Source organism: Anaerosporobacter sp. (genome assembly GCF_965301125.1).
Genome location: NZ_CBDLAM010000099.1, coordinates 1255 through 14432, shown reverse-complemented (window position 1 = coordinate 14432; position 13178 = coordinate 1255). Strand labels below are relative to the sequence as shown.

At 34.8% G+C, this 13178-nt stretch carries 9 protein-coding genes and 1 pseudogene; all 10 read left to right on the top strand.

Features of this window, described 5'->3' with window-relative positions:
* Positions 1-150 precede the first annotated feature (150 nt).
* On the top strand, positions 151-855 hold the full coding sequence (pyrH, locus tag ACW2QF_RS11685; RefSeq protein ID WP_455716180.1) for a UMP kinase: 705 nt from the start codon (positions 151-153) through the stop codon (positions 853-855).
* A gap of 53 nt (positions 856-908) precedes the next feature.
* Positions 909-1463 (top strand): ribosome recycling factor, encoded by a 555-nt coding sequence (frr, locus tag ACW2QF_RS11680; protein ID WP_455716179.1) that lies wholly within the window; start codon positions 909-911, stop codon positions 1461-1463.
* 99 nt (positions 1464-1562) lie between these two features.
* A complete protein-coding gene (locus ACW2QF_RS11675; RefSeq protein ID WP_455716178.1) occupies positions 1563-2291 on the top strand; it encodes an isoprenyl transferase in 729 nt (242 codons plus the stop codon).
* Between the two features lie 52 nt (positions 2292-2343).
* Positions 2344-3147 (top strand): phosphatidate cytidylyltransferase, encoded by an 804-nt coding sequence (locus ACW2QF_RS11670; protein ID WP_455716177.1) that lies wholly within the window; start codon positions 2344-2346, stop codon positions 3145-3147.
* A 72-nt stretch (positions 3148-3219) separates the two neighbouring features.
* The gene (gene dxr, locus ACW2QF_RS11665; protein WP_455716176.1) at positions 3220-4368 is read left to right on the top strand and encodes a 1-deoxy-D-xylulose-5-phosphate reductoisomerase; all 1149 of its coding nucleotides are present in this window, start codon (positions 3220-3222) and stop codon (positions 4366-4368) included.
* Between the two features lie 74 nt (positions 4369-4442).
* Complete coding sequence (gene rseP, locus ACW2QF_RS11660) at positions 4443-5504, top strand: RIP metalloprotease RseP (protein WP_455716175.1); 1062 nt, start codon at positions 4443-4445, stop codon at positions 5502-5504.
* A gap of 316 nt (positions 5505-5820) precedes the next feature.
* Positions 5821-6879 carry a flavodoxin-dependent (E)-4-hydroxy-3-methylbut-2-enyl-diphosphate synthase gene (gene ispG / locus ACW2QF_RS11655; RefSeq protein WP_455716174.1) on the top strand — a complete coding sequence of 353 codons (1059 nt, stop codon included), beginning with the start codon at positions 5821-5823 and terminating at the stop codon, positions 6877-6879.
* A 39-nt stretch (positions 6880-6918) separates the two neighbouring features.
* The gene (locus ACW2QF_RS11650) at positions 6919-11388 is read left to right on the top strand and encodes a PolC-type DNA polymerase III (RefSeq protein ID WP_455716173.1); all 4470 of its coding nucleotides are present in this window, start codon (positions 6919-6921) and stop codon (positions 11386-11388) included.
* Between the two features lie 243 nt (positions 11389-11631).
* Positions 11632-12510 (top strand): DegV family protein, encoded by an 879-nt coding sequence (locus tag ACW2QF_RS11645; RefSeq protein WP_455716172.1) that lies wholly within the window; start codon positions 11632-11634, stop codon positions 12508-12510.
* 161 nt (positions 12511-12671) lie between these two features.
* Positions 12672-13178 (top strand): annotated as a pseudogene (locus ACW2QF_RS11640) (hypothetical protein); the annotation flags it as partial.

The window sequence follows — 13178 nt, the reverse complement described above, 5'->3', positions numbered from 1 at the left end:
ATAAAATATAAGTCGAATTAAAAAAATAGTATACAAAAGCTTATTAGTAATGCTATAATAAAACTGTTTGGGTAGCATGTACAAGCTACTAAATTTATGGCATTAATAAGTTAATAATATACTAAAAGCTATTGAAAGGTATGATGGATAATGAAGACTTGGAATAGGGTTTTGTTAAAACTAAGTGGTGAAGCATTAGCCGGAGATAAGAAGACAGGATTTGACGAAGCAACTTGTATTGAAGTAGCAAAACAAGTGAAAGAATTAGTTGATAAAGGTGTCGAAGTAGGTATTGTAATCGGTGGCGGAAACTTCTGGAGAGGTAGAACAAGTGAAACAATCGATCGTACAAAGGCAGATCAGATTGGTATGTTAGCAACTGTTATGAATTGTATCTATGTGTCTGAAATCTTTCGATATGTTGGCATGATGACACAAGTGTTAACACCATTTGAATGTGGTTCTATGACTAAGACGTTCTCAAAAGACCGAGCAAATAAGTATTTTAAAAAGGGAATGGTTGTATTCTTTGCAGGAGGTATAGGTCACCCATACTTTTCAACAGATACTGCAACAGTTCTTAGAGCTGTTGAAATTGAAGCTGACGTTATCTTATTAGCGAAAGCAATAGACGGTGTTTATGACAGCGATCCTAAAACAAACCTATCAGCAATTAAATATGATGAGATTTCAATAGGAGAGGTACTTGATAAGAAGTTAGCAGTTATTGATTTATCTGCGACAATTATGTGCTTAGAAAATAAGATGCCAATGATGGTATTTGGACTTAATGAGCCAAATAGTATCGTAAACACAGTAAATGGGAAATTTACAGGGACCAAGGTAACTGTTTAAAGAAAACCTGGTTATTCTGTATATTTATATGAAAGATCTTTGGAGGGAAAAAAATGGATTCAAGAATTGAACAATTTGAAGTGAAAATGCAAAAATCTTTAGACAGCTTAAATGAGGAGTTTACAGCCATTCGTGCAGGTAGAGCTAATCCTCGTATTTTGGATAAATTAAAAGTTGATTATTATGGTACACCATCTGGAATCCAATCAGTTGCTAACGTTTCTGTACCAGAAGCAAGAGTAATTATGATTCAACCATGGGAAAGCAGTTTAATTAAAGAAATTGAAAAAGCAATCTTAACTTCTGATCTTGGTTTAACACCAAGTAACGATGGTAAAGTAATTCGTCTTGTATTCCCAGAACTTACTGAGGAAAGAAGAAAAGAATTAGTAAAAGATGTAAAGAAAAAAGCAGAAGCAGCTAAAGTTGCTATCCGTAACATTCGTCGTGATGCTAATGATGCAATTAAGAAATTAAGCAAAGCAAATGAAATATCTGAAGATGAAGTTAAGAGCTTAGAAGACCAAGTACAAAAAGTTACTGACAAATACGTTACAGAAGTAGATAAAGCTATGGAAGCAAAATCAAAAGAGGTTCTTACTGTTTAATTTGGTAAGTTACGGCTTTAATTAGATTAAAATCGGATTGTCTTATACATTCGTATAAGACAATCCGGTTTTATAGCATTATAGCAGGAGGAATAAAGTTTGGCTAATAAAAATGTCCTCGAAGGATTACAAATCCCAGAACACATTGCTCTTATACTAGACGGTAATGGAAGATGGGCTAAGAAGAGAATGATGCCACGTACTTATGGGCATGCCCAAGGGAGTAAGAATGTAGAAAAGATATGTAGAGCAGCATATAACATGGGTGTAAAATATTTAACTGTATATGCTTTTTCTACAGAAAATTGGTCTAGACCAGATGAAGAAGTTGAAACGCTAATGAAGCTTCTGAATAACTATTTAAAAGATTGTATTAAGCAAACAACCAAGAATAATATGAGAGTTCGTGTTATTGGCGATATTTCTCGATTAGATGTTAAAATGCAAGAAAAAATCAAAGAATTAGAAGAATTAAGTAAGAAGAATACAGGTTTGAATTTTCAAGTTGCATTAAATTATGGTTCGAGAGATGAGATTCTACGTGCAATAAAACGTATAGTAGTAGATTACAATCATAAGGCATTAACACTTAATGATATAGATGAGAAACTATTTGACAACTATTTGGATACTAAAGGTATTCCAGATCCAGACCTAATGATACGTACTAGTGGTGAGCAGAGATTGTCAAATTATTTATTATGGCAGATGGCATATACAGAATTCTATTTTACAGATGTATTGTGGCCAGATTTTAGTGAAAAAGATTTAGAAGATGCCATACTATATTATAATTCAAAAGAAAGACGGTTTGGTGGAGTAAAATAAATAGCTATTCTGAATGGTTATACAAATATACACCAACGGATAGGAGAGTCGTATGTTTTGGGTGCGTTTTAGAAGTTCAGTAACGTTAGTGATTTTAACGTTAATTACTGTAATTATGGGAGGCAATCTACTGTTTGGGGTAATTGGATTAATCTCATTAATTGGTTTAAGTGAATTATATAAGTTGTTAAAAGTAAATAATAGTTTAATCGGTTACATCGGTTATATTGCTTGTGTAGCTTATTATGCGTTAGTATATTTTGAAGCAAAAGAACATATGATGCTGCTATTTGTAGCATTTATCATGGTACTTATGGTAGCGTATGTATTTACTTTTCCAAAATATCGTTCTGAGCAAGTATTCTTAACATTCTTTGGATTGTTTTATGTTGCGATTATGTTATCACATATCTATCAAGTTCGTATGTTAGATGACGGTTTATGGTTAGTTTGGTTATTATTCATAGGGGCATGGGGATCTGATACATGTGCGTATCTAGTTGGTATTTCGATTGGAAAACATAAGATGACGCCAAAATTAAGTCCGAAGAAATCAATTGAAGGTGGTATTGGTGGTGTATTAGGTGCTGCTTTAATTGGATTTGTATATGGACTGGCAATACAACATAAAATCGATACATTTTCCAATCCACAAGTTACATTTGCGATTATATGTGGAGCGTCAAGTATCGTATCTCAAATTGGAGATTTAGCAGCTTCAGCGATTAAGAGAAATTTTGAAATCAAGGATTATGGTAAATTAATTCCTGGTCATGGTGGAATCTTAGATCGTTTTGATAGTATCATATTCACTGCTCCTATTGTTTATTATCTAGCGGAGTTTTTGAGTAAATAGTAATAGTATAGTAATAATTATTTAGAAAACTAATAGTAATTTTAAGTAATATCATAAGAAAAGGGTACAAACATGAAGAAAATAGTAGTACTTGGATCAACAGGTTCCATAGGAACACAAACACTTGATGTGGTTCGTGAAAATTCTGATATGGAAGTTGTTGCTCTAGCGGCAGGATCTAATATAGATTTATTAGAGAAACAGATTAGAGAATTCAAACCACGCATAGCATGTGTTTGGGATGAAAAAAAGGCAAAGGAATTACGTATTTTAGTTGCGGACCTTGATGTAGAGATTACAAGTGGAATGGAAGGCTTAATAGAATGTAGTGTGATTGAAGAAGCTGATGTTGTTTTAACAGCAATTGTTGGTATGATAGGTATTCAGCCAACTATTGCGGCTATTAAGGCAAAGAAAGATATTGCACTTGCCAACAAAGAAACATTGGTAACAGCTGGACATATCATAATGCCACTTGCGAAAGAATATAATGTTAAAATACTTCCTGTAGATAGTGAACATTCTGCAATATTTCAGGCTTTGAATGGAGAAAACTACAATCGTATTAGCAGAATATTATTAACAGCTTCTGGTGGCCCTTTTAGAGGGATGAATACAGAACAGTTAAGTAAAGTTAGTTTGGAAGATGCTCTAAAACACCCTAATTGGTCTATGGGTCGAAAGATTACCATTGATTCAGCAACCATGGTTAATAAAGGCTTAGAAGTTATAGAAGCTAAGTGGTTATTTGATGTTGATTTTGACCAAATTGAAGTTGTTGTACAACCAAAGAGTATCATTCATTCTATGGTTGAGTTTGTAGATGGTGGTGTGATTGCACAGTTAGGTACACCAGATATGAAACTTCCAATTCAATACGCATTAACATATCCAGATAGAAGAGTACTTGGTGGCGAGCGTTTAGACTTTACTAAATTATCTCAAATATCATTTGAAGCACCTGATTTAGATACATTCCGTGGACTTTCATTAGCATATGAAGTAGGTAGACTTGGAGGAAGTATGCCAACTGTGTATAATGCAGCCAATGAAAGAGCGGTTGCCAAATTCTTGAAACGGGAAATATCTTTCCTTGAAATATATGAAATTATTGAAGATGCAATTCAATCGCATCGCAAGGTAGATAACCCGAGTGTAAATGAGATACTTGAAATTGAAGCACAGACATATGAGAGAATTGAATCAAAATTCCATGTGTAACTTCATACATGATATTGGTAGTGGAGAACTAATATCACTAAACTGTATGCAGTATAGAAAGGATAGGTATTTACATGAATATTATTATAGCTATTTTGATTTTTAGCTTAATTATAGTCATCCATGAACTGGGTCATTTCTTATTGGCAAAGAAGAATGGAATAGGAGTAGTGGAATTTTCAGTTGGTATGGGTCCAAGACTTTTTAGTTTTTTACGTAACGGCACGAGATATTCCCTAAAGTTATTCCCTATTGGTGGCTCTTGTATGATGTTAGGAGAAGACGAAGAAAACGATGATCCTAACGCTTTTGGTAAGAAGGGGGTATGGGCCCGTATTTCTGTTATTGCAGCAGGTCCTATCTTCAACTTTATTCTAGCATTCGTATTGTCGATTATCGTTGTTGGTAAAGTAGGTTATGATCCAGCTTTGATTATTGATGTACAGGAAGGTGCTCCTGCACAGGAAGCAGGTTTACAAGTGGGTGATGTTATTGTAGAGATTAATGGTTCAAATATTGATAATTCTAGAGAAGTATCATATTATCAATACTTCCATCCTACAACAGAGAAACCTGTGACATTAACAATTAATCGTGGTGGAAACGAGATGGATTTGACCATAACACCAGAAAAAAATGAAGCTGGTGTATATTTGATGGGATTTGGTTACGACCAAGGACGTACTAAGACCATTGCCACAACTGGTGAGAAGATGAGCGCTTTAGGAGTTGTTAAATACAGTGCAATTGAAGTGAAAACTTGGATTAAAACAACAATCCAAAGTGTAGTCGGATTAATTAATGGTAAAGTTACAACCAAAGATTTAGGCGGTCCTGTAGCTATTGTTGATATGATTGGAGACGGAATCGACAGTACGAAGTCTGCGGGTGTGTCAGCTGTTATTGTTCAGATTCTCTATATGAGTATCTTACTAAGCGCCAACCTTGGTGTAATGAACTTACTACCATTGCCTGCGCTTGATGGAGGACGTTTGGTGTTCTTGTTAATAGAAGCAGTACGTGGTAAACCTATAGATCAAAAGAAGGAAGGCTTTGTTCATATGATAGGTCTTGCACTTTTGATGATTTTAATGGTATTTGTTATGTTTAATGATGTCAGAAGGTTATTCGGTTAATTATATAATATAAGAAAATGAGAGGTGCGATAAAATACGGAAGTATTTTATGCACCTCTCATTTTGCTAACTTATTTGTGCTTAGATATGTAGCGTGTTTTGTGGCATAGTACGTCAACTAAGAAGTAATGAAAATGTAAATAGAGTGTTGTATTCAACATTGAATAACAAAAATTTTATTACTAGGAATAATTTAATTATAACACTTAGTAGAAAGTGTGGTAGAATAGAGATGTTATTAGCCTATAACATAGAACAATAATTTACTAAATTAATATACAGTTTAGAATGAAAAGTAGAATAGGAGGTATATAGAATGTACCGTGATGAAACAAAAGTAATTAAGATTGGAAATAAGGTGATTGGTGGAGGTAATCCAATTCTGATTCAATCTATGACAAATACAAAGACAGAAGATGTAGAAGCTACTGTTGCTCAAATAAAAGAGTTAGAAGCAGCTGGCTGTGATATTATTCGATGTGCAGTACCAACTATGGAAGCAGCTCTTGCCTTAAAGGATATTAAAAAACAAATATCAATTCCTCTTGTAGCAGACATTCATTTTGATTATCGTCTTGCACTAGCTGCTATAGAGAGTGGGGTAGATAAGATTCGAATTAATCCAGGTAATATCGGAAGTGAAGTAAAAGTAAGAGCTGTCGTAGAAGCTGCCAAGGAAAGAAATATTCCAATTCGTGTTGGTGTTAATAGTGGTTCTTTGGAGAAACCCCTAGTTGAGAAATATGGTGGTGTAACAGCAGAAGGTATTGTAGAAAGTGCTCTTGATAAAGTGAAATTTATTGAAGATATGGGTTATGATAATCTTGTTATCAGTATTAAGTCTTCTAATGTATTAATGGCAGTGAAAGCCCATGAGTTAATTGCTAAGAAGACAAAATACCCATTACATGTTGGAATAACAGAATCAGGAACAATAACATCAGGTAATATTAAATCAAGTATAGGACTTGGAATTATCTTAAATCAAGGAATCGGTGATACCATTCGTGTATCCTTAACAGGAAATCCTGTGGAAGAAGTAAAAACTGCAAAGATAATTCTACGTACATTAGGTTTACGTAAAGCAGGTGTTGAAGTGGTTTCTTGCCCTACTTGTGGAAGAACAGAAATCGATTTAATTGGACTAGCTAATAAAGTTGAAACTATGGTTCAAAAGTACGATTTAGATATTAAAGTTGCTGTTATGGGTTGCGTTGTTAATGGACCGGGCGAAGCAAAAGAAGCGGATATCGGAGTAGCTGGTGGTAAAGGTGTTGGGATGCTGATTAAGAAAGGAAAAGTGGTTAAGACATTACCAGAAGATCAGTTGTTGGCAACCCTTGAAGAAGAATTGAAAAATTGGGGTAAAAATTAGAATAATAGGAAATTAGATTATGAAAAGGAGATTGTGTACATGAATATGCAATTCTTTGAAGTCTTTGAAACATTAAAGGTTGCGAAAGAATTACAAGATATGTTTGAAGATACTGTAATTGAGCGTGTTGCAGCTTCTAGAATCAATCAAGAAATAAAGATATATTTAATGAGTACGCATTTGATCTCTAGGAAACTAGTGAAGAAGATGCAGTATCAAATTAAAAAACAACTTTTTGCAGATACAATGAATGAAATCAGGTTGTGTGACCGATATGAGTTGTCTGCCCAGTATACACCTGATAAGTTGATGGACGCATATTATGATAGTTTACTGGAAGAGATGAAGGACAGTAGTATACTTGAGTATAACTTATTCAAGATGGCAGATTACAATGTAGAAGGCGATACGATTGCGCTTGAGATGGAAGATAACTTTGTAGCAAAGAATAAATCAAATAATATGAAGCGTATTCTAGAGGATAACTTCTCAAATCGTTTCGGATATGCCATTAATGTTAAATTTAGCTACGTAGAACCTCCTGAAAAAGAGGAAGAAGATATTACGGAAACATATGCGAAGGCAATGAGAAAACATCATATGTCTCATGGTGAAGACGAAGAATCATATATTGCTGTTTCTGGCGGAGATTCCAATGCGATGGACAGCTCTAAATTAGTAAGCAAAGCAAATAATAGCGTACAAGATACTCCAAAATCAGAAAGTAAAGACAAGTCTACAGAGACGAAAGCGGCTAAACCTGATAAGTCCAAATACAGCAGTTACAAGAAGTTACCACCAGATCCAGATACCATCTATGGTAAGAACTTTGAAGGGGAAGCAATTGCAATATGTGAAATTCAAGATGAAGTGGGCGAAGTTGTTGTACGTGGTAGGGTAAATAAGTTTGAAACAAGAGAACTTCGTAACGAGAAAACGATTATTACATTTGCGGTTACAGATTTTACTGATACAATTTCAGCGAAGATATTCGTGAAGAATGAACAGGTACCTGATATTACATCTGTATTAAAAAATGGAATCTTCATTAAGATGAAGGGTATGGCCTTGATGGATAAGTATGATAGAGAAATCTCTATTAGTTCTATTGTGGGTATTAAAACAATTCCGGATTTTACAACTTCTCGTGTCGATAATGCACCTGTCAAACGTGTAGAATTACATGCCCATACCATGATGAGTGATATGGATGCGGTTGTAGGTGCAAAATCATTAATTAAGAGAGCAATGTCATGGGGACATTCTTCGATTGCTATTACAGATCACGGGGTAGTACAGGCCTTTACCGAGGCTAACCATGTGGTTGAGAAGTCAGATTTTAAGGTAATCTACGGTGTTGAAGCTTATCTAGTAGATGACTTGAAAGATATTGTTGAAAATGATAAAGGGCAGACATTAGACGAACCAAGTGTTGTATTCGATATAGAAACCACTGGTTTTGGTCCTGTTAATGATAAAATCATTGAAATAGGTGCGGTAAAAGTAGTGAATGGAGAAATTGTAGACAAATATTCTACATTCATTAACCCAGAGATCCCAATTCCTTATGAGATAGAGAAATTGACAGGTATCCAAGATGCTATGGTTATGGATTACCCTACAATTGATGTTATCTTGCCACAGTTTCTAGAATTTTGTAAGGGTTGTGTGTTAGTTGCTCATAATGCATCTTTCGATGTTGGTTTTATAACAAAGAAAGCGGAACAGCTAGGCATCTCAACTGATTTTACAGTAATTGATACGGTATCTATGGCCCGTGTATTACTTCCTAATTTATCAAAGTTTAAATTGAATATCGTTGCGAAAGAATTGGGAATTTCCCTTGAAAATCACCACCGTGCAGTAGACGATGCTGGAGCTACTGCTGAGATTTATGTAAAATTCATTCAGATGTTAAGAGAAAAGAATGTATTTAATATGGAACAGCTAAATGAAATCAGTAAATTATCTGCAGATATGATTAAGAAGCTTCCAACCTATCATGCAATTATACTTGCACAAAACGATATTGGTAGAATTAATCTGTATAAATTAATTTCATATTCACATATAAATTATTATGCTCGTAGACCAAGAATACCAAAGAGTGTATTTCTAGAAAATCGTGAAGGATTACTTATAGGTTCGGCCTGTGAAGCAGGAGAATTATATCAAGCCTTACTCAGAAATCAGTCAAAAGAAGAGATTACTAGATTAGTAGATTTCTATGATTATCTGGAAATACAGCCACTTGGTAACAACGATTTCATGATTCATAGTGATAGATATGATATTAAATCCAAAGAAGATTTGATTGAGATTAATAAAAAGATAGTTGCACTAGGTGAAGAATTCAATAAACCAGTTGTAGGTACGTGTGATGTGCATTTCCTAGATCCAGAAGATGAAGTGTATCGACGAATTATCATGGCTGGTAAGGGATTCAAAGATGCGGATGATCAACCACCATTGTATCTTCGTACAACAGATGAGATGTTAGCGGAATTTTCTTACCTTGGTAAAGAAAAAGCAGAAGAAATAGTTATCACCAATACCAATATGATTGCAAATATGATCGAAAAGATTGCACCTGTTCGTCCAGATAAATGCCCTCCTATCATCGAGAATTCTGACGAAGATTTACGTTCAATATGTTACGATAAAGCCCATTCTATGTATGGACCTAATCTACCAGAGCCAGTACAAGCTAGATTAGAGAAGGAATTAAAATCTATCATTAGTAATGGTTTCGCCGTAATGTATATTATTGCTCAGAAACTTGTATGGAAATCTAACGAAGATGGATATCTAGTAGGTTCCAGAGGTTCGGTAGGTTCTTCATTCGCAGCTACGATGTCAGGTATTACCGAAGTTAATCCATTACCTGCTCATTATTACTGTACAAATTGCTATTATTCCGATTTTGATTCAGAGGAAGTAAAGGCGTATGCAGGAAAGTCTGGTTGTGACATGCCAGACAAATTGTGTCCTCAATGTGGCCAACCTCTTAGTAAAGATGGACATGAGATTCCGTTCGAAACCTTCCTTGGTTTCTATGGAGATAAGGAGCCGGATATCGATCTTAACTTCTCAGGAGAGTATCAAAGTCATGCTCACGATTATACGGAAGTTATATTTGGTAAAGGTCAGACCTTTCGAGCTGGTACCATTGGTACCTTGGCAGAGAAGACAGCTTTTGGTTATGTATTAAAATACTATGAAGAACATGGTCAACATAAGAGAAGAGCAGAGATTGAACGTATTGTAGAAGGGTGTGTAGGTATTCGTAGAACAACTGGACAGCATCCAGGTGGTATCGTAGTTCTTCCACTTGGTGAGGAAATCTATTCCTTCACACCAGTGCAACGTCCTGCAAATGATATGACAACACAAACCATTACAACACATTTTGATTATCACTCCATTGACCACAACTTGTTAAAACTTGATATACTGGGACACGATGATCCTACCATGATTCGTATGTTACAAGATTTAACTGGTATTGATCCGTTAACAATTCGTTTTGATGACGAGAAAGTATTATCTTTGTTTGATAATCTTAGCGCGTTGGGATTAAAGCCGGAGGACTTAGGTGGATGCGATCTTGGTTCCTTAGGTATTCCAGAGTTTGGTACTGACTTCGTTATGCAGATGCTTCGCGATACAAAGCCAAGGACATTTTCGGATCTTGTTCGTATCTCGGGTCTATCCCATGGTACAGACGTTTGGCTTAACAATGCCCAGTACTATATACAGAATGGTAATTGTACACTTTCGACAGCAATCTGTACCCGTGATGATATTATGACCTATCTAATTCATACTGGAGTAGAGAATGGTCTTGCCTTCAAGATCATGGAAAGTGTTCGTAAGGGTAAGGGCTTAACGCCAGATATGGAAAAAGCCATGATTGAAGCGGGAGTACCAGAATGGTATATTGAATCATGTAAGAAAATTAAATACATGTTCCCAAAAGCCCATGCGGCTGCATATGTTATGATGGCATTCCGTATTGCATATTTTAAAGTGTATTATCCACTTGCTTATTATACTGCATACTTTAGTATCCGTGCGTCAGCATTCAACTATGAACTTATGTGTCTCGGCCGTGAAAAATTAGAATATTACTTGTCTGATTATAAGAAACGTATGAATGATTTATCTAAGAAAGAACAAGATACTTTAAAGGATATGAGAATTGTTCAAGAAATGTATGCAAGAGGCTTTGAATTTGAACCACTTGATATTTATCGTGCGAAATCCCATCATTTCCAAATCTTCGATGGTAAGATTATGCCAGCGCTTAATACAATCGATGGGCTTGGCGATAAAGCGGCAGAAGCCGTAGTACTTGCAACAAAAGATGGTAAATTCTTATCTCTTGATGATTTCAGACAAAGAACTAAGGTCAGTGCTACTGTAATTGATACAATGGCTGATTTAGGAATCCTTGCAGATTTACCAGCAACAAATCAAATTTCATTAATGGATTTCTTCCAGATGTAGATGTAAAAAGAACAACGTAACGTTTAGTTGCGTTGTTCTTTTGTATGAGAGTGGATAATTTACAAGTGTGCTTTCTGTTGTAGGATATGTTATAAATAGTGATAATCAAAATGAAATATAAAAAAATTATTAATAATGGACAAAGTTACTTTTATTTTAAGATAAATATGGTACAATGCATCATATAGTATTGAAAACTACGAGATGGAATATAAATATGATGTATAAGAGAGGTTGATTTGTATGAAATATCAGATCATCAGTGATGGATCTTGCGATTTATCATTAGAATTTGCAAAAGAAAAAGGACTAGAGATTGTACCATTCTATGTATCTTTCGATGGAGAAAATTATTACAAAGAAGGTCTAGAAGTAGACCACTTTGAATTTTACAATAAAATGATTGAGGAGCATGTATATCCGAAAACCTCCTTACCGTCTGTGCAAGATTATGTTGATGTTTTTACAAAATACGCTGCAGATTCTATTCCAATGATTTGCATCTGTATTACAACTAAATTTAGCGGTTCTTATCAATCTGCATGTAATGCAAAAGAAATCGTTCTAGAGAAATATCCAAGTGCAGTTATTACGGTTATTGATTCGATGGTTAATACTGTGTTGCAAGGTCTATTTGTACAAGAAGCACTACGTATGCAAGCAGATGGTGTTAGTTATGAAAATGCAATTGTTCATCTTGAACGAATAAAAACCACTGGCCGTATTATCTTCACCATATCCAGTATGGATTATCTAAAAAAGGGTGGCCGAATGGGCAAACTATTAACTTTCGCAAGCGATACGCTAGGAATAAAACCTTTGATTGTATTGAAAGAAGGAGAAATCTTCCCTGCTGGTATTACGAGAAGTCGTGAGAAGTCAAAGAAGAAATTAATCGACATAGCCCAGGATCATTTTAAGAAAATAGGAGAAAATCCAAGCATATATTCCTTTGCTGTAGGGACTGGAATTGATTTTGATGAAGCTGAGAAATTCAAAGACATGGTAGAGGAAGGACTTGGTATCAAGGTGCCAACCATAGGACGTATAGGTGTTACAATCGGTACACATACAGGTCCACACCCTATTGGAATGGGATTTATTAAGAGATATGATGCGTAAATTATTCAATAAGGCAACTTTCATATGAAGGTTGTCTTTTATTTTTCTGAAAAATAAATAACCAAATATTGACAAATTAAGTTGCATGGGTTAACTTATATATAGATAGACACTATAAGGTTAGAATTTAGGGCACAATTATTAGGAGAGGAAAAGGGATTATGAAAAACGAGAATAAGGAAGATACCTATAAAAAGAATATACAACGATATCTATACATAATAATAGCAGAAGTTATTGCGGTTGGTTTCGCTTTACTAATATTAGGAGAATATAAATCTTCGAATAATAGTAAAACTGCAACCAAAGGAAATGAAACGGAAGTAGCAGCAGCTTCCATGAAAGAGATAGGACAAGAAACAACCAAGTTCGTAGGTGAGGAAGCTGAAACTAAAAACCAAACAGCGGCATCTTCTACAGAAAGTAAAGATAGTGATGCTAATAAAACTGAAAAAAGTGCTGCTGGAAACAAAACAGCTGAAGATAAAGAAACTGAAAACAAAGAAACAGAGAAGAGGTTAACAAAGAAGGAAAAACAACAACTAAAACAAGTGAATAAAATAATAAAGAATATGACTCTTGAAGAAAAAATATGTCAAATGTTCATTGTTTCACCAGAAGAATTAACAAATTATAATAATGTAACAGCAGCAGGTACGAAAACAAAG